Consider the following 26,218-nt stretch of genomic DNA (forward strand, 5'->3'; position numbering starts at 1 on the left):
ACCCTCCAAAAGGACAATTTGCTCTTGGTCCAGCTCTCTTTTGTCTTTTTGAACTCTCCAAAAAGACAATTTGCTCCTGGTCCGGCTTTCTTTTGTCTTTTTGGGCCCTTCAAAAAGACAATTTGCTCTTGGTCCGGCTTTCTTTTGTCTTTTTGAGCCCTTCAAAAGGACAATTTGCTCTTGGTCCGGCTTTCTTTTGTCTTTTTGAACCCTCCAAAGAGACAATTTGCTCTTGGTCCGGCTTTCTTTTGTCTTTTTGAGCTCTCCAAAAGGACAATTTGCTCTTGGTCCGGCTTTCTTTTGTCTTTTTGAGCTCTCCAAAAAGACAATTTGCTCCCGGTACGGCTCTCTTTTTTCTTTTTGAACCCTTCAAAAAGACAATTTGCTCTTGGTCCGGCTTTCTTTTGTCTTTTTGAGCCCTCCAAAAGGACAATTCGCCCCTGATCCGACTCTCTTTTGTCTTTTTGAGCTCTCCAAAAGGACAATTTGCTCCTGGTCCGGCTTTCTTTTGTCTTTTAGAGCTCTCCAAAAGGACAATTTGCTCCCGGTACGGCTCTCTTTTGTCTTTTTGAGCTCTCCAAAAAGACAATTTGCTCCTGGTCCAGATCTCTTTTGTCTTTTTGAGCTCTCCAAAAAGACAATTTGCTCCCGGTACGGCTCTCTTTTGTCTTTTTGAGCTCTCCAAAAGGACAATTTGCTCTTGGTCCGGCTCTCTTTTGTCTTTTTGAGCTCTCCAAAAAGACAATTTGCTCCTGGTCCAGATCTCTTTTGTCTTTTTGAGCCATTCAAAAAGACAATTTGCTCTTGGTCCGGCTTTCTTTTGTCTTTTTGAGCCCTCCAAAAGGACAATTCGCCCCTGATCCGACTCTCTTTTGTCTTTTTGAGCCATTCAAAAAGACAATTTGCTCTTGGTCCGGCTTTCTTTTGTCTTTTTGAACCCTCCAAAAGGACAATTTGCTCCCGGTACGGCTCTCTTTTGTCTTTTAGAGCTCTCCAAAAGGACAATTTGCTCCCGGTACGGCTTTCTGTCTGCAACAAAAAAAAGAGCCGGAACCGGCCCCTGTTATTCATCCAAAAACTGTTTGATGGCTTCGGTATTTTTTTCTTTGTCCACTTCGAGCGCGGCGCCGACGCCCGGATAATTGACATTGGTATAGGTACCGGCAACCGGTACGGTCATTGTTTTGACCTTAAGGTTGCCATTGACCATGGCGTCTTTGACGAGCGCAAGAATGTTCATTTTGCTCATGTTGGTGGCCATATACGGCTGGATGGTTCCGAGCAGTTTCGGTGCTTTGGCGATGCCGTTCACGCTGAAGACTTCAGATTGGAGCGCTTTAAGCACTTTTTGCTGGCGAGCAACCCGGCCAAAGTCGCCTTGCGCATCATGTCTGAACCGTGCGTAGGCGAGGAGTTGTTTCCCATGCATGAGCTGTTTGCCAGGATAAAGCGTCAAGCCGATGTTTTTCGACATTTTATGTTCGACGTTCATTTCAATGCCTTGAGGCGCCAGGGTATCGACAATTTTAACAAAGCCTTGGAAATCGACGAGTGCATAATATTGCACATCAATGTCAAAATTGGTTTTGAGTGCTTGGCGGAGCAGTTCAACGCCCTTCTTTTGATGGTTCAAATTGCCAAGATAATAGGCAGTGTTAATTTTATAGTTTCTATACCCCGGGATTTCGGCATAAATGTCACGCATAATCGAAATGAGCTTCACCTGGTTATTCTTCGGGTCATATTGGGCAATCATGATGGTATCGGTTCTTGAATCTTCTTGCCCGCGCCGATCAATTCCGAGAAGGAGAATATTGGTGCGGCCATTTGCATCCTTTTTACCGTTAAATTCCAGATTGTCCATATTTAAGGCATCATTCGGGTCTGTCTGATGAACGCCAGCGTAGTATTGATAGGCTGTGTAACCCGCGCCGGCGACGATGAGCAGTAAAAAGAGCATAAGGAACACTCTGCGCCAGCGGACTCTTGACCGTTTTTTCTTTTTTTTCGCTACTCTTGACTCCATAGAATCCCTCGTTTTAGTAGTCTGTCTTCATTATTATTATCTAAAAGCGGCAATTTGTCACGAAGATTTTGATGAAATTTTGTTATTTTTGTCGAGATCATAATTTGTGGGGGATTTCACATAACTTTCATCCAAAGTTAAGGCGTTTTTTATTTTCCAGCGGTATATTGATGTTTGTCATCAGGTAAGAGCTTTTGTTGGTTCGTCTGCTTTGTGCAGGCGTTTTTTTATGGCCGGAGACGTGGAGGCCTTAAGCATTTATTAAGTTTCGGCAGGTATCTTTTTCTTTGCAAGAGAGCTTACAACCTACTTTTTTCATATGCCCCTTTTTTAGGCCGCCGCCCTTGTGCAGGCGGTTTTTTTCTGGGCATAGTGGGCAAGCCTGCCTCTTTTCGGAATTTCGGCCTGTTAAGGTTGTTTTAAGCTTTCGGCGTTATCCTTTTTCTTGTAATCAGGCAAGATGAAAATCCGGCTTGCTTTTTCATCCATGTTAACCCCCTTTTTTGGCCGTCTGCTTTGTGCAGGCGGTTTTTTTCTGGGCAAAGTGGGCAAGCCTGCCTCTTTTCGGAATTTCGGCCTGTTAAGATTGTTTTAAGCTTTCGGCGTTATCCTTTTTCTTGTAATCAGGCAAGATGAAAATCCGGCTTGCTTTTTCATCCATGTTAACCCCCTTTTTTGGCCGTCTGCTTTGTGCAGGCGGTTTTTTTGGTTAAGGATTTTGAACAATTATAGCAGCTAATCCCCTCTGTATCTTTGATTTAGTGGGAGTTAGCCGTTCTTGGGATCCGAACCCCACCGTTTCCACTCTTCCCTCATCTATGGAAAAAGCCTGCCCCCCTAATCAGAGGGTCAGGCTCTTTTTTTCTTGCGGTACATCGAGTAAGCGATATAAAGCACAATGATGATGATCGCGATAATGGTAACCGGCTTGACATAAGGAGCCGCGACGTCATCAATTTGTGCCCAGTTTGATGCGAGACGTTCACCGAGAAAGATAAACAGCACCGCCCAAGGAATGGTCGCAAGCAGCGTGAAAAAAATAAATTTGAAATACGACATTTTGGCAATGCCGGCCGGGATCGATATGGCCTGGCGGATGACCGGGATGAAACGGCCTGTAAAAATAACGCCGGCGCCGTACTTGTTGAACCATTCTTCCGCGAGATCGAGATGCCTTTCGTGAATCAGCAAATATTTGCCGTACTTTAGCAGGAACGGGCGCCCGCCGTATGCACCGATCCAGTATAAAATCAGTTGGGCAATCAAAATGCCGAGTGTGCCTGCTGCAATGGCCCCAAAATAATTGATCTCTCCGCGGGAAATTAAATAACCTGCATAGGCAAGGACAATCTCGCTCGGGATAATCTCAATCGCAAGCCCGAGTGCAACACCGAAGTAACCCAGATCAGCGAGTGCTGTTAAAATTTGTGTGACAAAATCTGAGAACATGTTTCCCCTCCAACATTTGCTTTCTTATCCATCATATCATACGGAAAATTTCCAGCAATAAAATATTTAAGCCAAGCCAGACGCCACCGAAAACGTAACCGCCCGCAATGTTGCTCGGCACTTCAAGGCTGAAATAAATATGGCTGACAGCTGCGAACAACAGAACAGCTAAAAGAAGCACATCCATAAACGTATGGACCCAAAACATCTCAGCGTGCCGGACGACGAGATATGTAAAATAGCCGTAAATGATCAGAATCATCATCGCCTGGTCGCTCGGAAAAGAGAAGACAAAGTGGGAAAACGTCGGAATTTCCGTTTCCGTCATACGGTGGAACACTTCATGCAGCACGTTTTGATAGAGTTCCCCGCCGATTGTAACAAGCAGCATAATCAAAAATTCGTGCGTGCGGTCTTTGCCTTTCCAAATGATCCAAAGTACCGACAACACCATGACGAGAATGAGCGCTTGCCGCGAGCTGAGCGCCAGCATTCCTTTCAAGGCGCCTGCCCAATGGTGTTTGAACAAAAGCGATACGATTAAAGCGGTCACCTCGTTGAAGTCGCTGAAATCTTCGCTGAAAAGGTTTTGAACCATTGTGATCATTAACACAATCAAAAGCAATGTCGCCAGCGTGGTGCCGATGATCACAAACTCGGCGCGCACCCGGCTGCGGAAAATCAGGAAAAGACGCCGGAGCACCGCCATCATTACCCAGAAAATCTGCTTATGGAAATAGCGGAACACATAATACGCGATGATTAAACCGGCGCTTACAATGCCTCCAATGACGAGATATTTTTTCACAGCTTCGTGGAACTGCTCCCACTGCGGGCCAAGCAGCTTCCCGAGGGAGATAAACGTGCTTGTCCAAATCAAAGCGCCGGAATAGGCAAAAATGGCAAATGACCGGAATGGCAGTTTCGTAATTCCGGAAAAATAGCCGGTGATGTGGCGGACACCTGGTATAAAATACGCGACGAGAAGCAATTTATTCCCGTATTTATTAAACCAGCGCGATTGTTTTTCAAGCTGTGCCGGGCCAAGATGGATAAAATGGCCGTATTTATGTAAAAACGGGCCGCCGAGCCGCTGCCCGATAAAATAAGCCGTTGTCATGCCGGCAGATGTCCCGGTGGCGGCAATGAGGATGCTCAAAATCCAGTTCAGCTGCCCCTGGTGCACCATATAACCGGCGTAGCTCATCAACACTTCGCCTGGAAGCGGAACTGCAATCATTTCAAGCAGAAGTGCCAAAAGCAGCACAATATATCCATATTGATCGACGTAGGATGTCACCGACATTTGTATCCCTCTCTTAAACGGCGTCAATGAAAACGACCGCTTTTGTTTGCAAAAAGTTCACCCCGCTTACAGCCATTTTCGGGCATCAGGCGGAGGTTTGTCAAAAAGGTTAAGACTTGGTATTTGTCCTATTTTAGGATAGGCACTTCGCAGGGAATCATTCAGTTTTAAAACCAGCTTTCTTCCCCAGGACAGGCGCGTTTTTTACACCCGTTTTGCGTCAAGTCGGGTATGGCGTTTTCTGCTTTCGGCTGCTATTCACCAGGCCTTGGGGAATTTTTTACATGAGCTTATTGGTTCGGTTTCCGTATTTTGCCAGGGAACCTTCAAGATTCAGTGTTTTATTTTCAAACTCATTTTATCCGCTTTCGGCCGCTATGCTTCACCCGGATCCGTATGATTTTTACACCTGTCAATCTTATTCGGGATTGGAAAGTTCACAACCTCCTTGTTGTTTTCGGCCAGGAAATTACATTTGCGGGTGAACGGGGGTTAGAAGAGGGCTTGATTGACCAAGTCCATTTTAACAGATTTTTGAAAGAAGCCTCCCATCCTCATGGCCAAAGTGCAGGCGGGAGATGACTTCAAGCGTTCGCCTGACTGGTCACATTTGGCAATCGCAATTGCTGTCTGTCTTCAGGATGGTGTACCGAATTGCCGGTTTTCGCTGCGGTTTGATGGCTGAAAATTTGAGAGCCATTTTTCCACGTTCCCATAAAACTTGTTCAGGGCTTGAAGTATTGGTAGCCGGCAAAGCCTACAGCTGTATAGAAAAGTAATTTTTTCACCTTAAAAACCTCCCTTTCTTTACTCCCTTTATTTTATATGAAAATTCAATGGATTGGAAGAACTTTACCCGGACAGGACTTATCGGAGCATTTCCTTTTTCGTTTTTTGTTTGGAGGCGGCACTGTTTCACTGAGCATTTCATCCCATTTTTTCCCGGGGATTTTTCGGTTCGTATGGGGCCATTTCCGTCCCGTTTTTGCCTGTCGCGGGTTTGCCGGCTTTTCCGCCGAACACAGCATTTCCCCTGGATATTTTTACAACAGGGATTGTTAGCTAGTTACTTTTAGTAAGTTTACAATTCATGTATAATGGTTAAAAAGGCTTTTGTTGATATAGCCCCGGAATGCAGGGTTGATGAGAAAGGTGCGTTTCAAAAATGGGAAACCAAAGTTTATGTCCGCGTTTCGAAAAGGCGTTTCAGCTATTGGGAAAACGCTGGGTTGGCGTGATTATCCGTGTCCTGTCTGATGGGCCGATGCGGTTTAACGAAATGGCGGAGCGTATCCCGCATATCAGCCAGAAGGTGCTTTCGGAACGGCTGAAGGAGCTGGAAGACCAGGGCATCCTTGTGCGGGAAGTGTACCCGGAAAGCCCTGTCCGGATTGAATACCGGCTGACGGAAAAAGGCGAGGCCATCAAACCGGTCCTTGATGAAGTGCAAAGTTGGGCAGACAAATGGGTTGATCTTGAAAGTGAATGATAAAAGGGGTTGCTTCCATTCTCTGGAGCAGCCCCCTTGTTTTTTTAAGAAAAGAAAACAGCAAGCAAAAGCGGAATCAGAATGATAAGCCCGATGATGGCCCAGCCTGCCGGATGCGCAAGGTTCAGGGTCCAGCCGCTTCCGAACCTTTTTTCCACCCATAAAGAAGGATCGTTGCGGTTGAAGTAAAAAACACCGAGTTTCCAATACGCATCGTCATCATACTGGAAGCGGCCCTGAACGGCACCATTGCCCACGCGGATGCGGCTGCCGCCCTGCCCGGTGGTAACCGAGAGCACGACCGCCCCGGCCACAATCAACAATACCGCGCCCATGCCCCCGTATGAAAGCAAGAAGATCGGGACCGGCACAATAAAGGAAAGCTGAATCGCAAAAAACAGTAAAATGAGAAGCAGGCCTGCGATGATCATAAATGCTGACCATCTGCGCCGGAAACGGACATTTTGCTCGAGGGAAGTTTCCGGATTGGCGGCATTGAGCTGCTGCTTGCTTTTGGCAATCATTGTATTCAGCCAAATGAACAAGATGAGCAAAAGCAGCTGGACAGTTGGCAGTTCGAACACGCTCCGGTACGATTTTTCCACCCAGTCTGTCGGTGTACCGTTAAAATCGTAATGCATCGCAATCCGGTCCGGAATCCGCCCGTAGCACAACCATGTCACCAGGAAAGTGGCTGCTGTCACGCTTGCATGGATCAGAAACCATGCGTTGGAAAAAATGAGTTTCTGGCTCCGGAATTTCGGGTCGACCATGACCGCCTGCTTTTTCCCGGTTGCCCAGTTCCGTGCCGCCTTGACCGCTTTCATTTTCCGGTGAAAATAAAGATAGATGAGAAAATCGCCGGCAATGTCGGCAAAGACTTCGAGAGCGAAACCGGTTTGAAGCAACCGGCTTGTGCGCACGGCCATGAGCAAAGCGGCTGCCAGAAGGATACTGAAGGCAATAATGGCTGCGGCGTATTGTTTTCTTAGTTTTTTCAGTTCAGGATCCGGGTAGGCTTCTTCCGGGATGGTGACCCCGAAACTTTCCGTTCTTCTTGTGATATACGGTGTCACTGCCATCATGGCGGCAACCAGTCCGAAAAAGATCAATACGATTACGGTTTCCATTGTTCTCCCACCTTTTGAATATCGTTGTATAGCTTTTCGCACATTTTTAAAAAATGCTTGTCGTCCAGGCCGCGGCAGATCGCTTCGCTGATAAGCGGGCGCAGTTTTTCCGCAAGGCTTTCAAGATACGGTTCATCGGCCGGGGGCATCTGTTCAGGCTGGATGACAACCCCCTTTTGCCGGTGGATCTGGATAAAACCTTCCTGCTTCAGGATTTGGTAGGCTTTATTAACCGTGTGCATGTTGACGCCGAGGTCGGATGCCATCGCCCTCACGGATGGAAGCGAATCGCCCGGTGCCAGCTCTTTTGACGCAATGCCTTCAATGATGCTGTTGTGCAGCTGCTGGTAGATAGGAACATCAGACTCAAGATCGATTTTAATGAGCATGAACATCATCTCTTTTATTTGGGTTATTTGTTATATATAATGTATAACAGTTAACACAAAAAAACAAGGGATATTTGGTTTGTTTTTCTTTTTTTCGGCCTGGGATATAGAAGGCAAAAAATGGCGAGACACTGCGAATGGTGGTGTCTCGCCGTTTTTATGTTTGCCTCGGGCCACTTTTTTTCGTTTTTTAACTTAGACTGCTGCAAGTTTTTCATCCTGGGCAGGGCTAACGAACCAATATTTTCGTTATAAGTTAACGCAGACCGCAGCTTAGGTATAGGAAGCCGCCCAAATTTTGAAATCGGCACCCCGCAGAGCAATTGCAAACGGCTTATTCAAGAAAAAAGCGGGAAAAAAAAGAGGAACCTCGGGACGGGTTCCCCTAGAGCAGATTTTCTGTTGTGTTCACAAGCTGTTTGGCAGCGGAGCGGTCCGGGTCGAGGCGTTTTTCGAGCCGGCGCGCGAGAATGGAAAGCAAGTAGTTGACAACAAAATACATAAAAGCTGCCATGAGCAGAATCGGGATGATGTATTTTGATCCGCCTTCCCCGTTATAAATCCCTTTTGCATTATGCAACAGTTCCGGCAGCGAGATGATGATTGCAAGCGAAGTGTCTTTTAACAGTGAGATGAACTGACTCACGAGCGGCGGGATCATTTTTTTCAAAGCCTGCGGCAAGATAATGTACCACAGCGTTTGGATATAACTGAGGCCTGACGAACGGGCAGCTTCGATCTGGCCTTTTGGGATGGCGTTCAGGCCGCCGCGCACAATTTCAGCGATCATCGCGGATTCGAACACCGTCAGCGCCGAAATGGCTGCAGCCGTGACGCTCATTTTCACGCCAACTTCCGGCAAGGCAAAATATGTAAAGAAAATAATCAAAATCAGCGGCAGGTTCCGGGTGATTTCCACAATAAGTGCCACGATTGGCGATAAAACCGGGATTTTGGCGTAACGCAAGATGCCGAGGATACAGCCGATGAGAAAGCTCAGCACGATTGCAACAAAAGCCACTTCCAATGTTACCGCAAAACCCTTTAGCAAATAAGCCAGGTTTCCGCTTGAATAAGCTCCGGCAAAATCCATCACATTTCCCTCCTTTAAATATGATTCAACTGCTTCTGGCCAGCCGGCGTTCAAGATAGTTGACAAGCAGGCTGAGCGGGATCGTCAGAATGAGATAAAACATGCCGACGAAAATATACGTATCAAAAGTGACCCATGTTTTTTCATGAATGAGATCGGCGTAATACATGAGGTCGAGTCCCGCAAAAACGCCGAGGATCGAAGAGTTTTTGACCAGGTTCAGGAATTGGTTGCCGATCGGCGGAATGACGATTTTGATTGCCTGCGGGAGGACGACGTAACGCATCGCCTGGATATACGTCAAACCGGTTGACCGTGCGGCTTCAAGCTGGCCCTTGTCCACCGATTGAATGCCGGCACGCACGGCTTCCGCAATAAAAGCGGCAGTGTAAATGGAGAGCGCAATGGTGCCCGCGATAAAGCCGCTTAAATTAATATGAAAATAGCTGAGCCCGTTATAGAAAAAGAACCCGGTCAGGATTAACGGAATATTGCGGACGACTTCGACGTAGACTGCGCCGATAAAATTCAGCAGTTTCACGGGGGCCAGCCTGAACACGGCAATGATGTTGCCGAGAATGAAACTGGCGGCAAGGCCGATGATGCTGATTTTAATCGTATTGACAAAACCTTTCATGTATAAGTCGATATTGTCGGTGAGGATGGAAAAATCGAGCACGCTGTTTCACTCCTTTGCGGTTTAATCAGGAGAAAGGGATGGGCGATTTTGCCCACCCCTTATCCTTATTCTTTGATCCATTTGTTTTTGATTTTGTCGTATTCCCCGCTGTCTTTCAGTTCTTTCAAAGCTTTGTTGACGGCTTTTACGAGTTTCGTATTGCCTTTTTTCATCGCGATGCCATACGGTTCATTTGTGAATGTCCCGCCAACGACTTGATAGTTCGGATCCTGGGCAGCCATGCCGTAAAGGATCGAGTTGTCGGTTGTCAGCGCATCCCCTTTTCCGGATTTCAAAGCCGTGAACGCCTCCTGATAGTTTTCATATTCCAGCACTTGCGTATCCGGTGCGGCTTTCTTGACGTTGTCCCCGGAAGTTGCACCTTTTACTGTCAATACTTTTGTGCCTTTTGTCAAATCTTTGACGCTTTTAATCTTGCTGCCTTTTTTCACAAGGAGCGACTGGCCGGCATCAAAGTAAACATCCGAGAAGTCCACCACTTTTTTCCGGTCCGGCGTGATCGTCATGGTCGCGACAACCATGTCAACATCGCCGTTTTGCAGCATCGGAATCCGGGTTTTCGATGTAACTTCTTTCAGTTCGACTTTGACTTTGTCACCGAAAATTTTCTTGGAAATTGCTTTTGCGATGTCTACATCAAAGCCTTCCACTTTTCCGGTTTTCGGGTCTTTGTAGCCAAATAGATATGTATCATATTTGACTCCGACGACCAATTTCCCTCTGTCTTCGATTTTTTTGATCGGATCATCGCTTGCAGAGCCGCCTGTCGTTTTTGATTTGCCACAGCCTGCGACCAGTGCTGCTGCCAAAACAAAAATTAATCCTGTTGCTAACCATTTTTTTACTTTTCCCATTTGAATCCCCCTTTTTTATTTATGGCCACCGCGAAAGCAAGCGCTTTGCGGAAGTCCCCAATGATGAATGATTTTGTGCTGGTGCTGCCTTTGGATGAAGCCCGGGTATTCCCGCGGGCCGAACCTGCGGATGACGCACGCGCAATTCCCTGGCTTATGGCCGCTGCTCCCACGCGCCATCCCCGGATACGAATGTATATGCAGATGCAGATGGTTTATGACCGCGACGGGTACCGGCTTTCCGGCGATTGACAGCCGCCATGCATGGACCAATAGCTGCACATGGTTTTCACCCGATTTTTGGCATCCTGCCCGGGCGTGGCGCAGGATGTTTGGCTGCCATTCGTAACCGGCATCCCAGCGATTGATGCCGCCATACATGGACCCGATTGTCGCACATGGTTTGCACCCGATTTTTAGCATCCTGCCCGGATACAAATATTTTGCCCGTGGCCTCATGATTAATGGTTCAGTACACGGTTTAAGAAGGTGCGGGCGCGTTCTTCACGCGGGTTTTTGAAAAAGGCTTCCGGTGTATTGTCCTCGATGATCCTCCCCTGGTCCATAAAAATAACGCGGTCCGCCACTTCGCGGGCAAAACCCATTTCGTGCGTGACGACTACCATGGTCATGCCGTCTTTTGCAAGTGATTTCATAACGTCGAGCACTTCTCCGATCATCTCGGGGTCCAGGGCGGAGGTCGGTTCGTCAAACAGCATGATGTCCGGCTCCATTGCCAGCCCCCTAGCAATGGCGACACGTTGCTGCTGGCCGCCTGATAACTGTGACGGGTAGGCGTTTGCTTTATCCGGAATACCCACCCTTTCTAGGTAGTGCATCGCCTTTTTTTCCGCTTCTTCCTTGCTTTGGCCCAGCACTTTGATCGGCGCCAGCGTGATATTTTGCAAAACGGTTTTATGCGGATACAAATTGAAGTGCTGGAAGACCATGCCGATATTTTTGCGAAGGTCGTTGATATCGGTTTTTTTATCATTGACTTTCATATTGCGGACGAAGAGTTCGCCGTCCGTGATTTCTTCCAGGCGGTTGATGCAGCGGAGCATTGTGCTCTTCCCTGATCCGGAAGGGCCGATCACAACGACGACTTCCCCTTCTTTTACTTCAAGGTTAATATCTTTTAAAACGTGAAAATCACCATAGTATTTGTTGACATGATGGAATGAAATCACATCTTCACCTCCCGGCTGCTCATCTTTTTGGTGTGCGCTTCCAGAATTTAGAAACCTTCCATTACTCCCTATTTTAGAGTATATCAATCTATTCAGATAACATCAATATTTTTATTGGAGGTATTTTTCTGTTTTTTGAAATGGATTTTTGGGTGAGGTATTTTTTAAAAATATTAACAATTTCAGAAATCCCTTTAGAAGAAGCCTATAAAATTTCCCGTGAAGAAAGCAGCCTGTTTCATTTATTCACTAAAAAAGCCATTCCAAAATGCTTACCCATTTTGGAACGGCTGGCGCACATTGTACACATTATGTTTTTTTCTTTGGCTCCGTACTTTGGCCGGTAACTTCAAGAACATCAAGGAAGAACATCACAATGGGAATACCAAGAATGAGCCCCCACAAACCGAAAAAATGCTCACAAAAAATTAAAATGAGAAAAGTGTAAAAAACAGGCATATTCGTTTTTGAGGACATCAGCTGCGGATTCAGCACATAGGCTTCCACGGCATGCACGATGACAATCAAAATGAGGACATACAGTACTTTCATTCCGCCACCGATGCTGTAAGCGATGATACAGAGCGGAATGAGCGAGATGAAAACGCCGGCGACCGGGATAAGGCCGAGAGCAAAAATGAGAATGGCGAGCCCGAATAACTGCGGAAAGCCGAGAATCCAGAGACCGATCGTAGTAAGAACGGAATTCACAACGGCGATAATGAACTGGGCCTCGATCACTTTCCCGAATGTCCCTACAAATTTGACACCGAAATACTCGATTTCATCGTAAAACGCTGCAAGTTTGCTCTTTTTAAACTGTTTTGTAAAACGGATGATCCGCTCTTTTTCAAGCAGGAAAAACAAACTCAGGATAATGGCCATGAAGACCTGGATGCTGACTTTGCTGATGCTTGTAAAATAATCGAACAGGATAGAAACGCCTTTTTGTGCGTAGTCGACAATTTTCTTTTCCTGGATGTTTTTCACAATATAATTCAGTACTTCATTGTGCTGAGGTTTTGTGTAAAAATCGGAAATCTGCATAACAAGCTGGGTAATTTCATTGACCAGGATCGGAAAATATTTGATCACGCCGAGTGTGAGGCCGCCGAGAATCAAAATATACACGATTAAAACAGCCAGTCTGCGTTTGATCGGAAACCATCTTGTCACAATTTTTTGCAGTCTGTTGACAAGATAGGAAAAAATAAAGGTGAGCAGCATCAGGTCCATCATGCTGCGCAGAAAATACAGGATAAGTGTGATCAGCACAAAGATAAGAACCCTTCTGACCCCCCGTTTTTGAAATAATGAAAACAGCCGGTCTTCCATCGTATTGTTATTACCCCCTCCGGATTCAAAGGAACCATTTTTCTGTTTACCCTTATCTTAACACATTTATAGCCGGTTCAAGTAATTTAGCCGGCGAGGGATGTGTAAAATTTTTTCCTGCCATAAAAGGAAATAAACCATACAGATGAATCAGCCCATGGGGAGCCCTCCGTTCCTGCTGCTATATAAAAAGAACTTAAGTTTTTCGCGTCAAAATCAATTACGATCAGGAAAATTGAATCCGTCCCCGGGGACAGGGCGTTACGGTTGCATTTTCGGCCCGTGAAGGTGTCAGGGGCGGATGTTTTTCGCTGTTTTACCGTGAAAAGCGTTTGGAAAATGGCGGGGGGAATGCAAAAAACGGGCCGCTGTGTTTTACAGCGGCTTATGGTTATGATTTGCTTTTTTTCACTTGTGGCTTTTCTTCTTCATCAATGGCGTCGCGCACGCCTTTTTTGAATTCGCGCAATGTTTGGCCGGCTGCCCTTCCAAGCTGCGGGAGTTTCGACGGGCCGAAAATTAAAAGTGCAACAACAAGGATAATGAGAATTTCGCCAAAGCTGAGATTTCCAGGCATTTTTTCCCCTCCCCGGGCTTCTTTATCTTTATCTTATAGTGTATTGTAAACATTTTCAACTTATAATCACCGGAATACAGTTTATTTTCAGATTAGGCAAGGCGGGGTTCGTAAAAAAATTTATTCGTTTTGGCCGGCGTCCATGGTAGAATAATGTAGTCTGGAGGTGACGTTTTTGCATTTGTGGAATTTGTTTGTGGCCGCAATTCTCGGTCTTGTGGAGGGGCTGACAGAGTTTGCCCCGGTTTCTTCGACGGGCCATATGATTATTGTGGATGACTTGATTTTGAAATCGAATCATCTTTATGGCACTGAAGCGGCAAATGTATTTAAAGTGGTGATCCAGCTTGGGTCCATTATGGCGATGGTGGTCGTATTCTGGGACAGGTTTTTAAATTTGCTCGGCCTGAAGAAAAATATTACGAGAGAGCAGATGTACGGTGAACGGCTGAAATTGACGCATGTGATTACCGGTCTCGTTCCGGCGGCTGTGCTCGGCTTTTTGTTTGAAGATTATATTGACGCCCATCTGTTTTCGGTGAATACGGTACTTGTTGCCCTTGTGGCCGGGGCCGTTTTGATGATTGTGGCGGATCTCACGCGCCCGCGCCGGCCGAAGACGGAGACGGTCGACCAAATTACATATAGACAGGCGTTTGTGGTTGGGCTTTTTCAATGTCTTGCCCTGTGGCCGGGTTTTTCACGTTCCGGTTCTACGATTTCAGGCGGCGTCCTGCTTGGCATGAGCCACCGTGCTGCAGCGGACTTTACGTTTATTATGGCTGTGCCGATCATGTTTGGCGCGAGCTTTCTTTCGCTTGTAAAGCACTGGGGCGCCGTGACGCCTGAGACGATTCCGTTTTTTATTACCGGATTCATCAGCGCGTTTATTTTCGCCTTAATCGCGATCAAGTTTTTCCTCGCATTGATCAACAAAGTAAAGCTGATCCCGTTTGCGGTATACCGCATCCTTTTGGCGATCATTTTGCTTCTTTTGATTTGGAACCGATAAGATTTTGGCTGCGCAGCGTTGCGTGGCTTTTTTTTTGCGGGGATGGGCCGGGGAGCCGGGCATGCTTTGGCAGAAAGGGACTGTGTGATGATCCGGCTGTGTATCTTGGAAATTGCGCGGCGCTGATTTTCATTCTTCTGCTGGTGCCGCGTTCATTGCGGCATGGGCGTCTAATTGGACGAAGCAGGAATGCGGGGCCTTTGCTTTGTCTATCCTGAAAATATGCGCCGGCTGGTTTTCATTCTTCTGCTGGTGCCGCGTTCATTGCGGCATGGGCGTCTAATTGGGTTTTCCAATTAGACAAAATGGGCGGGCGGGGCCTCTGTTTTGTCTAATTAGGCATTCTAATTAGCAGTACGCAGGGGACAGCTCTTCCTTTTTGTCTGTATTAGACTTCCCATTTAAACATTCCTGGCACGCCCTTGCCCTAAATATTTTCGATGCTGTACGAAAAAAGCTGCCAGATCCGGCAGCTTTTTTACTTTTTAAAATGGTAGGGCATTGTTGCAACGACAACGTCTTTTTCCCATAGAAGGCGCATCCGGATGAGGAGCGCAGACTGGTTGTGCAAAATGTTTTGCCAGCGTTTTTTCGGGATGAATTGCGGAATGAGCACCATGACCTGGTACTCGTTTTCTTTTGCTTTCCGCTGGATAATTTCCAAAAATTTTGCAAGTGGCTGGACAATGCTCCGGTAAGACGAGTGCAGGGTGACAAGGCGGACATCACAACCCCACTCTTTCCACTTTTCTTCCATTTTCTTCTCGTCTTCATGATCAAAAGCGACATAAACGGCAATGACCTGATCCGAGAGCGATTTTGCATAATTAATCGTCCGCTCCACGACCGTTGTAATGCCGGCCACCGGGACAATGATCACATTGGAGTGGATTTCTTCCTGAAACATGCCTTTAATCCGCAGCTGCTCGCCGACCGCCTCGTAATGCCGGTTCACTTTCCGGAAAATATGCATGACAATCGGCAGGAAGATCAAAACCGGCCATACTTGCGTAAATTTCGTAATGAATAAAATCGCAAGGACACTAAATGTAATAATGGCACCGACAAAGTTGACCGACATTTTGCCGGCCCAGCCCCTCGGCCTTTGAGTGACCCATTTCACAATCATGCCGCATTGCGCAAGCGTAAACGGAATAAACACACCGACTGCATACAATGGAATGAGGCGCTCGGTATTGCCCTGGAATGCCACAATTAAAATCATGGAAGCAACGCCGAGAAAAATAATGCCGTTTGAGTAACCAAGCCGGTCACCGCGGATCGTGAACATGCGCGGCATAAATTTGTCCCTTGCCAGGTTAAAAGCGAGCTGCGGGAACGCTGAGAACCCGGTGTTCGCAGCAAGCACGAGAATTAAAGCCGTAGTTGCCTGGACGAAATAGTACAAAACACCGTTGCCAAGTGTCCGGTGGGCCATTTGCGATACAACGGTTTCTGTTTCTTTCGGTGCAATGCCGAGCCAGTATGCGAGAAAACTGATGCCCGCCAAAAGCGATGCCAGAATGATACCCATCATGGCAAGCGTGCGGGCTGCGTTTCTCGGTGCCGGGTCGCGGAAGTTCGGGATCGCGTTGGAAATGGCTTCGACCCCTGTCAATGCCGAACAGCCGGATGAGAAAGCTTTTAACAAAAGAAACAGTGAAATGCCGGCGACCGGCGTACCGATATGCGGATGCAGGTTTTGCGGGATTTGCCCCGTTACTGTTTTGAATAAACCGACAACAATGATGACAAACAATGAGAATACGAACAGATAAACCGGGTAAGCGAGCACATTGGCCGATTCCGTCAGCCCGCGCAAATTCAGAATCGTAATGATCAGAACGAGAAAAACCGCAATCTGCACACTGTACGGATGCAAGCTCTGAAACGCGGAAGTAATGGCATCTGTTCCGGCTGAGACGGAAACGGCCACCGTTAAAATGTAGTCCACCAGCAAAGATCCGCCCGCAAGAAGGCCAGGGGTGACGCCGAGATTTTCTTTCGAGACACGGTATGCCCCGCCGCCTTGCGGATAAGAGTAAATGACCTGGCGATAAGATAAAATAAGTGCAGCCAATAAAATTAAAATGCCGACTGTAATTGGAATAGAATACCAAAATGCCAGCGCCCCCACTGTGGCAAGTACAATCAGCACCTGTTCAGGCCCGTACGCAACAGATGAAAGCGCGTCGGATGAAAGAATGGCCAATGCTTTTAACTTGGTCAGCTTCTGCCCTTCAAGTTCATTTGAACGAAGCGGTCTCCCAATTAACAATCGTTTTATCGTGGTGAACATTTGAATGGTCTCCTTTTATCTGCAGTGTTTCAAAAATGCTTCCCCTAAAATAAGAAAAACCACAAAGAGAATTCATCTTCCCTGTGGTCTATTGCCCGATCACAGTTTCACATCCTCTCTTATAACGCTGACGGGGTTAGCTGTCGGGTTCGGGCATAAGAGTGGCCCTGCCTTTTAAAAAAAGGCTTCACCCCAGAGCGGCGCGCGGCCGCCAACCTGGTTCCCCCGTTCCGTTTCCGGATTAAGCGGTTCAGTTATGAAACACAAATTTTTCATACGACATCCTATCTTACTCCCGTTGCCATGGTTTGTAAAGACTATTTCGCAATTGCGTTTCGGTATGTCCATCTTTACCCGCCATATCCCCGGGCAAACTGTCTTTATTCACAGTACCTAATTTTCGATCATGCTTCTTTTGTAGAATATCCGAATGTGCCTAAAGCACGCAAAAAGCAAGGTTTTTCGGCAAATCCGGAGTAAAGAGATAAACAGAGTTAGGAAGGTAAAACCTGAGGATGAAAAGATGACCTCTTGGGGCAGGCGGATCAATTGGAAACATAAGACCAAAAGAGGCGCGAACCCGGTGGAATTGTCTAATTAGGAGCTCCATTCGGGCCCGAAATGTCCTTTTGAAGCCGTCAAAAAGACAAAACGAGCGGCATCAGGTAACGAAATGTCCCTTTGAACCTGTCAAAAGGACAAAAAGAAGTTGCATCCGGGCCCGAATTGTCCTTTTGAAGCCGTCAAAAAGACAAAACGTGCGGCATCTGGTAACGAAATGTCCTTTTGATCCTGTCAAAAGGACAAAAGGAGTTGCATCCGGGCCCGAATTGTCCTTTTGAAGCCGTCAAAAAGACAAAACGTGCGGCATCAGGTAACGAAATGTCCTTTTGATCCTGTCAAAAGGACAAAACATGCCGCATCCGGGAATGAAATGTCCCTTTGATCCTGTCAAAAGGACAAAACATGCCGCATCCGGGAATGAAATGTCCCTTTGATCCTGTCAAAAGGACAAAAGGAGTTGCATTCGGGCCCGAATTGTCCTTTTGAAGCCGTCAAAAAGACAAAACGAGCGGCATCAGGTAACGAAATGTCCTTTTGATCCTGTCAAAAGGACAAAACATGCCGCATCCGGGAACGAATTGTCCTTTTGAAGCCGTCAAAAAGACAAAACGAGCGGCATCAGGTAACGAAATGTCCTTTTGATCCTGTCAAAAGGACAAAACACGCCGCATCCAATTGGACAAATTAGGCGAAAACCCGTTGAAAATGTCTAGTTAGGCGTTCTAATTGGACAAATCCAAGCGTAAAACCCGTTAAAAATGTCTAATTAAGGTCTAATTAGGCGTTCCAAACGCCAAAATCCATTACGATCAGGATAGATTTGCTTATGGCTGTCCGGCGCACCAACAAAGAAAAAAACCCGCAAGTTGCGGGCTTTTTTTAAAACTTAATTTTTTCTTCCAAAAAGGCTTTAAGTTCCGTGATTGGCACGCGGGTTTGCTCCATGGTGTCGCGGTCGCGGACGGTCACCATGTGGTCATCGCGCGAATCGAAGTCGTATGTGATGCAAAACGGCGTGCCGATTTCGTCCTGGCGGCGGTAGCGCTTGCCGATCGACCCGGTTTCGTCAAAATCAACCATAAACGTTTTCGACAAATCCGCAAAAATGTCGCGTGCTTCATCCGATAATTTTTTCGATAACGGCAGCACTGCGGCTTTGTAAGGCGCAAGGGCCGGATGCAAATGCATGACCGTGCGGGTTGTGCCGTCTTCGAGTTCCTCTTCTGCATAAGAGTCAATCAGGAATGCCAGCGCTACACGGTCCGCCCCGAGCGACGGCTCAATGCAGTACGGAACAAAGCGTTCATTCGTTTCCTGGTCAAGATAAGTGAAATCCTCGCCGGAATATTCCATATGGCGTTTCAGGTCGTAATCAGTACGGGAGGCAATGCCCCACAGTTCGCCCCAGCCGAACGGGAAGTTGTATTCAAAGTCGGTTGTCGCATTCGAGTAATGGGACAGTTCTTCTTTTTCATGGTCGCGCAGCCGCAAGTTTTCTTCCTTCATGCCGAGATTCAGCAAAAATTCGCGCGCATATTGTTTCCAGTAGTCAAACCATTTGAGCTCCTCGCCCGGCCTGCAGAAAAATTCAAGTTCCATCTGTTCAAATTCGCGCGTGCGGAAAATGAAGTTCCCCGGGGTGATTTCGTTCCGGAAACTTTTGCCGATTTGGGCAATCCCGAATGGCAATTTTTTGCGCATTGTCCGTTGCACATTTTTAAAATTGACGAAAATGCCTTGTGCGGTTTCCGGGCGCAAATACAGTTCATTCGTGCTGTCTTCGGTTACGCCCTGGTATGTTTTGAACATCAGATTAAACTGGCGGATGCCGGTCCAGTCTTTGCTGCCGCAATCCGGGCAGGCGATGTCATGCGTTTTGATCAGCTCTTCCATTTTTTCAAACGGCAGGCCGTCGACAATCATGTCGATCCCTTTTTCATGCAGGGCATTTTCGATCAGCTTGTCGGCACGGTGCCGGGCTTTACAATGTTTGCAGTCGATCATCGGGTCATTAAAATTGCCGAGGTGGCCGCTTGCTTCCCATGTGCGCGGGTTCATCAGGATCGCAGCATCGAGGCCGACATTGTACGGCGACTCCTGGATGAATTTTTTCCACCAGGCTTTTTTGACGTTGTTTTTGAATTCGACGCCGAGCGGGCCGTAATCCCAAGTGTTGGCAAGCCCTCCGTAAATTTCCGAACCCGGGAAAATAAACCCGCGGTGTTTCGCGTGCGAGACGATTTGATCCATCGTGACGCTCATTGTCATCTCTCCTTTTTTCATTGAAATGGTTTCCCCTGGGGACGGGAATGTTTCCATATAAAAAGCTCCCGGCTCCAGGCAACAGCCTGGGGACGAGAGCTTGAATTCCCGCGGTTCCACCCCAGTTGATGCGGAATTTCCGCACCCACTTTCCATGAAAAAACTCCGGACTGCCGTTTCACCGGGTTCCTTGCCGGGCTTCCACCGCCCCCGGCTCGCTTGAAAAGGAAAAGTTCCGGCTACTATTGATCCTTCATCGTCGCTATTTGAATAGAAATACTATACCAAAACCGGGCAGGACAAGTCAATGCCCGGCTTGCTTTGGAATGAATATCTGCCATACTTTGCAAACCTTCTATTTTTGTTGAAATATCCGGGCGGCCGTACTGCTCCTGTCCGCCTTTCCGGCCCCAAAAAGGCACGCTTTGTCTTTCAAGTCGTTTTTTTTACATTTCATACAAAAGAGCCCCGGTTAATTGGGATTGGCAATTTGAAACAAAGTCAGCTTTTGTTCCATCAGGTTTAAAACCGGGTACCCTTCGACTTTAAGGACAGGCTGGTTTGGATGAAGCGGATGGATCCGGATAATGCTCCCTTTTATCCCGTTACGGAGTGTAATCGGTTGTTTCCGGTAATTTTCCATCAGGAAGTTGGCAAACGGGAGGACAATTTCCCGATCGAGCCGGCCGGCATCAGCATCTGCCATTAATTCGTCAATCGCAAAAAACACCGGCTGCCTCCTGCGGTATGCGCGGTTGGAGCAAATGGCGTCAAACGTATCTGCCACCGATATAATTCCGACAAGAAAAGGAATGGTTTTCCTGCCATCCGGGTAGCCTGAGCCGTCCAGCCGTTCATGGTGCATCAGGACCCCTTTTAAAATCATCGGGTCGAGCGATGTTTTCTCAAGCAGCCGGTAACCCGCTTCCGGATGCTTCTTGATCAAGGCAAACTCTTCGTCTGTTAGTCTTCCCGGTTTATTAAGAATTTGCGGGTCAATGGTGAACTTGCCAATATCGTGGAAAAGCCCCATTTGCGCCAGCAGGCTTTGCTTTTCGGGATGCAGCTTCAAAATTTTCCCGATATTGGCAGCGATCAGCCCGACATGGATACAGTGTTTGAACAAATATTCGTCAGCGGAGAAATGCTCCATTAGTTCCAAAATAGACGTCCGGGTGGCAAACACTTCTTTGTAAAGCTTGCGAAAATTTCTTTCCATACTCTCCACTTCTGCATCACAAAGGGTTGTTTTCACTTGAATGATGTGCTGGAGTTCTTCCATTTCATGGTAAATATTCTCATATAATAAGTCATGGAAGATCCCGTGCGCTTCGGTGGCAATGCGCCTGCCGTCCAGTTCCGGATCGCGGATGACTTCATATTTATTTAAAATGGCAGCAAGCCTTTCTGTAAGAAACGTCCCTTTTCGCAGCAACAGGACGCCGCTATTGGAATACAAATCTTCTGCTAACTTTTCCCCTTTTCGAAACACCATTGAAAAAGCTCCCCTTGAACGTACTTTTTTTACATTTTAACACAGGAAATGTTAGTGAGAGGAAGCCTTTCCGATTTTTCTTAAAAAGTTCATTTATGTTCCGCTACCTGCCAGGCATCCCATTGCAAGCGGGTGTCAGTTTTCCACCGCACTTTCCTGTTTCAGAAAACGTACGACTTCCGCATAGTTTCCCGTAACGAGCGCCGGGTTTTGCAACAATTCCTCTATTCTTTTTGTATCATCCGTTTCGACGAGAACAAATCCGGGAAACGCCTGCAGCTGGATCAGCGGATTGATGCGGCGGATATCTTCATATTGATAATGCAGCTCCAAGGAGACATGATCCATTTCAAGAAACGGCACATGCTCTTCTTCATACCACTCTTCATCTGTCACAACGATCAAAGTATAATAGCGCCGGTTTTCCGCTGCCCGTGAATGACCTTTTTCACTGATGATCCGGTCAACGCAAATCAGGCCACCCATTATGATGAACGCAAATACAGCGTACAGCCATAAATGGGACAACAACAGCAATACCGCTGTAATCAACGAAAGGACACTCAACCTTTTTGCCACCATTTGAAGCAGTAAAAGGACATCACTCATCATTCACGTCTCCCAATTCATGATGTAAAAAATACTTTCCTATATGATATGCCTGCATGGTTGAATCGGTGCTTTTCGTTTTCGTTTTTTTGCAGATTGGAACATAATAAAAAAGCGAAAGCAAACAGGAAAGGAGCACTACCATGAGCAAATACGATAAACTGTTTGAATCCATTACGTTTAAAAGCGGCGTCAGGGCGGAAAACCGCATCGTGATGGCGCCGATGACCCATTATTCCTCGAATGATGACGGCACGATTTCCGATGCTGAGCTGCGTTATTACGCGGAACGTGCCAAAGGGCCAGGGATGGTCGTGACGGCATGTGCCAATGTTACGGAAAACGGAAAAGCGTTTACCGGGCAACCCGGCGCGCATACAGATGAAATGGTTGAGAGCATGAAAAAACTGGCGCAAACGATTCAGCAAAACGGCGCAAAAGCGGTTGTGCAAATCCACCATGGCGGCCGCGAATGCCCGGCTGAACTCGTGCCCGGCGGGGATGTTGTGAGCGCGAGTGAAACAGATTCGTCAGACGGCAGCGTCCATGCGCGCGCGTTGACAGGAGAAGAAACCGCTGAAATTGTGAAAGCATTCGGCGAAGCAACACGCCGCGTGATCGAAGCCGGTTTTGACGGCGTTGAAATTCACGGTGCAAACGGTTATCTGATTCAGCAATTTTTCTCCCCGTATACGAACCGGCGTGAAGACGAGTGGGGCGGCAGCCTGGAAAAACGGCTTGCATTCCCGCTTGCTGTCGTTGATGCTGTGAAAAAAGCGGTGGCGGAATATGCAGACCGGCCGTTTTTAGTCGGATACCGCTTGTCCCCGGAAGAACCGTACGAACCGGGAATTACGATGGATGACACGTTCGCGCTGTTGGATGCGCTGATGGAAAAAGAGCTCGACTACGTGCATATTTCCCTGCAGCATTTCTGGTCTAAAGCCCGCCGCGGCGGTGAACCCGGCCGTCCGCGCATGGAACAGATCGTGGAACATACTGCAGGCCGCGTGCCTTTGATCGGCGTCGGTTCCCTGCACACAGGAGACGAGGTTTTGAAAGCAATGGAAACCGGCGTGCCACTTATTGCCCTCGGCCGTGAGCTTGTCATGGAACCGCATTGGGTGGAGAAAATCAAAGCCGGACAAAAGGATGCGATTCAAACCGCGTTACAAAAAGACGACCGCGAACGGCTCGTTATTCCGGAACCGCTGTGGAAGATGATCATCTCAATTCCGGGCTGGTTCCCGTTTGCAGAGTGACATCTGCCTGCTGCACGGCATTGCTCCGCCTGCCGAATCTGGCCTAAGGCTTTAGCAGCTTAGTTTGGCACACATTGCTGCGGGCTTTAGCAGCTTTTGCGCAACTTACGGCATGCCCGGACTGGTTCCCGCAAACACCGTTAACATGCAGGTTTCTGCCTGCTGCTGATTCAGAAAACCGACCCATTTTAAAAAATAGGTTCGGTTTTCTTGACTTTTTTCACTTACAATATTAAACTAAGTTACGAAAAGTAAGTTTTAAAAACAGGAGGAATTCATGATGGCAAAAACAAAATGGGCAGTTGACTATGCACACAGCACCATTGATTTTACAGTAAAACATATGATGATTTCAAAAGTAAAAGGGTCTTTTCAAAATTTTGAAGTCGAACTCGAAGCCGATCCCCAGGATTTAACGGATGCAAACATTTCTTTTATTGTTGATGCCAGCAGCATTAGCACGAAAAATGATGACCGCGATAATCATCTTCGTTCTGCAGATTTCTTAGATGTCGAACAATATCCGAAAATTACATTTGTCTCCAAGTCGGTTACAAAGGCAGGAAACAATGAATATAACGTCACCGGTGATTTGACGATCCGTGGCGTGACAAAAGAAGAAACATTTAAAGTCACATTTGAAGGGATTTCGAAAAACCCGATGAGCGGTGCGGAAACCGCCGGCTTTAGTGCAGAAGGGACCGTAAAACGGAGCAACTACGGCCTTACTTGGAATGCAGCCCTTGAAACAGGCGGTGTCCTCGTTGGCGATGAAATCAAATTTACGGTGGAATTAGAAGCAAGCAAAGCAGAATAATTGCGGAAGCGCCAATTTAAATTGGCGCTTTTTTCTTTGGTCAGATCATGCTGCTTAGGCCAAGGATCAGTTGAAGCTACTGAAAAAGCCTAAGAGAAAACAAAAAATGGCGAGACACCACCATTCATAGTGTCCCGCCATTTTTTGCATCCTTGTATAAATAAAAATAAAACATCATTTTTTCAGTGCTCTCAATCACTTTTTTCTATTAAATAAGAACTTTTCTCAATTGCTGTGATGTGCATCACAAATAAGCGGGTGCTGATGGTTTATGATGAAGACAGCAATGAAATGGAGGAGTGAATTCGATGGAACGTTTTACAACAAACCAGACTGTCGGGGAAATTGTAACTTTATTTCCAAAAGCGGCGGATCTGTTTAAAGCAAACCGTATTGATTTTTGTTGCGGCGGCAATGTGTCTGTGAAAGAAGCAGCGGAAAAGCGCAACCTGTCAGCAGATGAACTGGTTGATGCCATTTGCAACCTTTATGGCCAATATGCCGGAAAAGCCGTTGGGCAAAATTGGAATGAAGCGGGCTATACGGAAATTGTCAACCACATTCAGGCCACCCACCATGCGTTTTTGCGCGAGGAGCTGCCAAATTTGAGCCCGTATGTGACAAAAGTGATGCGCGTCCACGGCGGCAACCACCCGCATCTCATCGAAGTGCATGAACTGTTTAACCAATTAAAAGCAGAACTGCTGGCGCATACTGAAAAAGAAGATGCTGAACAATTTCCGGCCATTCGTGCATACGAAAGCCATCCATCTGCCGCTAACCTGAAAGCCGCGACAGCCGGTTTGGCCGATCTTGAAACGGAACATGCCGCTGTCGGGGAAATTTTGCACCAGCTCCGCGAAATTACAAATGACTATACATTGCCGGAAGGGGCATGCCGTACATTCCAGCTCGTGTACCAACGCCTTGAAAATTTTGAAAATGATACATTCCAGCACATTCACCTGGAAAATAATATTCTATTCAAGCGGTTACTCGAAGAAGCCGTTTGACTTTTAAAAGGCTGTCCTCCCAGGCAGCCTTTTAAAAAGGGGCGGTTTGCTTTTTATTTTTCTTTCCTGGCCCCGGGGAAGGACAACTCGTTGCGCGTGCGTTCCTCTTTTGTCGTTTTAAGACCTCCAAAAGGACAGTTTGCTCGGATTCCAGCTCTCTTTTGTCTTTTTGAGACCTCCAAAAGGACAATTTGCCCGGATCCCAGCTCTCTTTTGTCTTTTTGAGACCTCCAAAAAGACAATTTGCCTCTGGTCCGGCTTTCTTTTGTCTTTTTGAGACCTTCAAAAGGACAGTTTGCTCGGGTTCCAGCTTTCTTTTGTCTTTTTGAGACCTCCAAAAGAACAGTTTGCCAATGGTCCGGCTTTCTTTTGTCTTTTTGAACCCCCCAAAAGGACAATTTGCCCCTGATCCGGATTTCTTTTGTCTTTTTGAGACCTCCAAATGGACAATTTGCCTCTGGTCCGACTCTCTTTTGTCTTTTTGAGACCTCCAAAAGGACAGTTTGCTCGGATTCCAGCTCTCTTTTGTCCTTCATAGTCGCGATGAAAGACATTTCGCTGCCTGGACGCCACTCTTTTGTCTTTCATAACTCCGATGAAAGACATTTTGCTGCGTGGGCAACCCCCTTTTGTCTTTCATCACCTCGGTGAAAGACAATTCGCTGCGCGGGCACTTCACTTTTGTCTTTCATAGCTCTGATGAAGGACATTTCACTGCCCGGGCGCCCCTTTTTTGTCTTTCATCATCCCGATGAAGGACATTTCGCCCCGCGAACGCCCCCTTTTTGTCTTTCATCATCCCGATGAAAGACATTTCGCTGACTCGGGCGCCCCCCTTTTGTCCTTCATCACCCCGATGAAAGACATTTCGCTGCCTGGACGCCCTCCTTTTGTCCTTCATAGCCTCGATGAAGGACATTTCGCCCCGCGAATGCCACTCTTTTGTCTTTCATAACTCCGATGAAGGACATTTCACTGCCCGGACGTCCCCCTTTTGTCCTTCATCACCCCGATGAAGGACATTTCGCCCCGCGAACGCAACTCTTTTGTCCTTCATCACCCCGATGAAGGACATTCCGCCCCACGAACGCCCCTCTTTTGTCCTTCATCACCCCGATGAAGGACATTTCGCCCCTTGGAGGCCCCTCTTTTGTCCTTCATAGCCTCGATGAAGGACATTTCGCCCCTTGGAGGCCCCCCTTTTGTCCTTCATCACCCCGATGAAGGACATTTCGCCCCTCGGACGCCCCCCTTTTGTCTGGATTTAAGTCAATATTTTGGACACCAATAAGTGAAATTTAATTTTGATCTCATGCCATATTTTTCATGACATCGCTGGTCGCTTGA

The 26,218-nt window shown here is 47.1% G+C and carries 23 protein-coding genes and 1 riboswitch; of the genes, 6 read left to right on the forward strand and 17 right to left on the reverse strand.

Translation table 11 applies throughout. The annotated features are described in order from the left end of the window. Nucleotides 1-109: 109 nt before the first annotated feature. The 4 genes from IC21_RS16925 to IC21_RS00160 all read right to left on the reverse strand — a co-directional run bounded on the left by IC21_RS16925 (nucleotide 110) and on the right by IC21_RS00160 (nucleotide 4,781). On the reverse strand, nucleotides 110-889 hold the full coding sequence (locus IC21_RS16925; protein WP_168940014.1) for a hypothetical protein: 780 nt from the start codon (nucleotides 887-889) through the stop codon (nucleotides 110-112). A 174-nt stretch (nucleotides 890-1,063) separates the two neighbouring features. Beyond that, on the reverse strand, nucleotides 1,064-2,026 hold the full coding sequence (locus IC21_RS00150; protein WP_029143163.1) for an LCP family protein: 963 nt from the start codon (nucleotides 2,024-2,026) through the stop codon (nucleotides 1,064-1,066). An 849-nt stretch (nucleotides 2,027-2,875) separates the two neighbouring features. Beyond that, complete coding sequence (gene uptA / locus IC21_RS00155; protein ID WP_013858283.1) at nucleotides 2,876-3,475, reverse strand: undecaprenyl phosphate transporter UptA; 600 nt, start codon at nucleotides 3,473-3,475, stop codon at nucleotides 2,876-2,878. A gap of 31 nt (nucleotides 3,476-3,506) precedes the next feature. After that, nucleotides 3,507-4,781 (reverse strand): VTT domain-containing protein, encoded by a 1,275-nt coding sequence (locus IC21_RS00160; RefSeq protein ID WP_029142900.1) that lies wholly within the window; start codon nucleotides 4,779-4,781, stop codon nucleotides 3,507-3,509. A 1,165-nt stretch (nucleotides 4,782-5,946) separates the two neighbouring features. Here IC21_RS00160 and IC21_RS00170 point away from each other — a divergent pair. Continuing rightward, nucleotides 5,947-6,270 (forward strand): winged helix-turn-helix transcriptional regulator, encoded by a 324-nt coding sequence (locus IC21_RS00170; RefSeq protein ID WP_017554234.1) that lies wholly within the window; start codon nucleotides 5,947-5,949, stop codon nucleotides 6,268-6,270. A 44-nt stretch (nucleotides 6,271-6,314) separates the two neighbouring features. Here the strand turns inward: IC21_RS00170 and IC21_RS00175 are convergent, their stop codons facing one another. From IC21_RS00175 to IC21_RS00195, 5 genes are all read right to left on the reverse strand, one after another. After that, on the reverse strand, nucleotides 6,315-7,400 hold the full coding sequence (locus tag IC21_RS00175) for a DUF1648 domain-containing protein (protein WP_029142902.1): 1,086 nt from the start codon (nucleotides 7,398-7,400) through the stop codon (nucleotides 6,315-6,317). Continuing rightward, entirely contained in the window at nucleotides 7,388-7,789 is a 402-nt protein-coding gene (locus IC21_RS00180; RefSeq protein WP_017554236.1) for a GntR family transcriptional regulator, read from the reverse strand. Before IC21_RS00180 ends, IC21_RS00175 begins: the two co-directional genes overlap by 13 nt. Before the next feature lie 385 nt (nucleotides 7,790-8,174). Beyond that, entirely contained in the window at nucleotides 8,175-8,882 is a 708-nt protein-coding gene (locus IC21_RS00185; protein WP_029142903.1) for an amino acid ABC transporter permease, read from the reverse strand. A 25-nt stretch (nucleotides 8,883-8,907) separates the two neighbouring features. Next, entirely contained in the window at nucleotides 8,908-9,561 is a 654-nt protein-coding gene (locus IC21_RS00190) for an amino acid ABC transporter permease (RefSeq protein WP_029142904.1), read from the reverse strand. Nucleotides 9,562-9,626: 65 nt separating this feature from the next. Beyond that, nucleotides 9,627-10,436, reverse strand: a complete 810-nt coding sequence (locus IC21_RS00195; RefSeq protein WP_013858275.1) for a transporter substrate-binding domain-containing protein — start codon at nucleotides 10,434-10,436, stop codon at nucleotides 9,627-9,629. 60 nt (nucleotides 10,437-10,496) lie between these two features. Between IC21_RS00195 and IC21_RS00200 the strand changes: the two genes are divergently transcribed. Beyond that, nucleotides 10,497-10,688 carry a hypothetical protein gene (locus IC21_RS00200; RefSeq protein ID WP_029142905.1) on the forward strand — a complete coding sequence of 64 codons (192 nt, stop codon included), beginning with the start codon at nucleotides 10,497-10,499 and terminating at the stop codon, nucleotides 10,686-10,688. Nucleotides 10,689-10,897: 209 nt separating this feature from the next. Here the strand turns inward: IC21_RS00200 and IC21_RS00205 are convergent, their stop codons facing one another. The 3 genes from IC21_RS00205 to IC21_RS00220 all read right to left on the reverse strand — a co-directional run bounded on the left by IC21_RS00205 (nucleotide 10,898) and on the right by IC21_RS00220 (nucleotide 13,538). Further along, nucleotides 10,898-11,626 carry an amino acid ABC transporter ATP-binding protein gene (locus IC21_RS00205; RefSeq protein WP_029142906.1) on the reverse strand — a complete coding sequence of 243 codons (729 nt, stop codon included), beginning with the start codon at nucleotides 11,624-11,626 and terminating at the stop codon, nucleotides 10,898-10,900. A gap of 309 nt (nucleotides 11,627-11,935) precedes the next feature. Next, entirely contained in the window at nucleotides 11,936-12,961 is a 1,026-nt protein-coding gene (locus IC21_RS00215; protein WP_017551741.1) for an AI-2E family transporter, read from the reverse strand. Nucleotides 12,962-13,352: 391 nt separating this feature from the next. Then, entirely contained in the window at nucleotides 13,353-13,538 is a 186-nt protein-coding gene (locus IC21_RS00220; protein ID WP_013858271.1) for a twin-arginine translocase TatA/TatE family subunit, read from the reverse strand. Nucleotides 13,539-13,713: 175 nt separating this feature from the next. On the opposite strand from IC21_RS00220, the gene IC21_RS00225 reads away from it, so the two are divergent. Continuing rightward, on the forward strand, nucleotides 13,714-14,550 hold the full coding sequence (locus tag IC21_RS00225; protein WP_029142908.1) for an undecaprenyl-diphosphate phosphatase: 837 nt from the start codon (nucleotides 13,714-13,716) through the stop codon (nucleotides 14,548-14,550). A gap of 478 nt (nucleotides 14,551-15,028) precedes the next feature. On the opposite strand, the gene kimA is transcribed toward IC21_RS00225, so the two are convergent. The 4 genes from kimA to IC21_RS00250 all read right to left on the reverse strand — a co-directional run bounded on the left by kimA (nucleotide 15,029) and on the right by IC21_RS00250 (nucleotide 21,779). Further along, nucleotides 15,029-16,849: a potassium transporter KimA gene (gene kimA, locus IC21_RS00230; protein ID WP_029143121.1), complete on the reverse strand. Its 1,821-nt coding sequence runs from the start codon at nucleotides 16,847-16,849 to the stop codon at nucleotides 15,029-15,031. Nucleotides 16,850-16,958: 109 nt separating this feature from the next. Continuing rightward, nucleotides 16,959-17,107, reverse strand: a riboswitch (cyclic di-AMP (ydaO/yuaA leader). Between the two features lie 1,185 nt (nucleotides 17,108-18,292). After that, the gene (locus tag IC21_RS00240) at nucleotides 18,293-19,675 is read right to left on the reverse strand and encodes a glycine--tRNA ligase (protein WP_029141278.1); all 1,383 of its coding nucleotides are present in this window, start codon (nucleotides 19,673-19,675) and stop codon (nucleotides 18,293-18,295) included. A gap of 472 nt (nucleotides 19,676-20,147) precedes the next feature. After that, nucleotides 20,148-21,170 (reverse strand): HD-GYP domain-containing protein, encoded by a 1,023-nt coding sequence (locus tag IC21_RS00245; RefSeq protein ID WP_029142995.1) that lies wholly within the window; start codon nucleotides 21,168-21,170, stop codon nucleotides 20,148-20,150. Between the two features lie 135 nt (nucleotides 21,171-21,305). Next, nucleotides 21,306-21,779, reverse strand: a complete 474-nt coding sequence (locus IC21_RS00250; RefSeq protein WP_029142994.1) for a hypothetical protein — start codon at nucleotides 21,777-21,779, stop codon at nucleotides 21,306-21,308. A gap of 143 nt (nucleotides 21,780-21,922) precedes the next feature. On the opposite strand from IC21_RS00250, the gene IC21_RS00255 reads away from it, so the two are divergent. The 3 genes from IC21_RS00255 (at nucleotide 21,923) to ric (ending at nucleotide 24,871) form a co-directional block, all read left to right on the forward strand. After that, nucleotides 21,923-23,041 (forward strand): NADH-dependent flavin oxidoreductase, encoded by a 1,119-nt coding sequence (locus IC21_RS00255; RefSeq protein ID WP_029142993.1) that lies wholly within the window; start codon nucleotides 21,923-21,925, stop codon nucleotides 23,039-23,041. A gap of 280 nt (nucleotides 23,042-23,321) precedes the next feature. Next, nucleotides 23,322-23,858, forward strand: a complete 537-nt coding sequence (locus tag IC21_RS00260) for a YceI family protein (RefSeq protein WP_029142992.1) — start codon at nucleotides 23,322-23,324, stop codon at nucleotides 23,856-23,858. Nucleotides 23,859-24,166: 308 nt separating this feature from the next. Beyond that, nucleotides 24,167-24,871 (forward strand): iron-sulfur cluster repair di-iron protein, encoded by a 705-nt coding sequence (gene ric, locus IC21_RS00265; RefSeq protein ID WP_029142991.1) that lies wholly within the window; start codon nucleotides 24,167-24,169, stop codon nucleotides 24,869-24,871. Between the two features lie 53 nt (nucleotides 24,872-24,924). Here the strand turns inward: ric and IC21_RS16930 are convergent, their stop codons facing one another. Then, entirely contained in the window at nucleotides 24,925-25,425 is a 501-nt protein-coding gene (locus IC21_RS16930; RefSeq protein ID WP_168940015.1) for a hypothetical protein, read from the reverse strand. Nucleotides 25,426-26,218 lie beyond the last annotated feature (793 nt).

This window comes from Heyndrickxia coagulans DSM 1 = ATCC 7050 (assembly GCF_000290615.1).
Classification (GTDB): Bacteria; Bacillota; Bacilli; order Bacillales; family Bacillaceae_C; genus Weizmannia; species Weizmannia coagulans.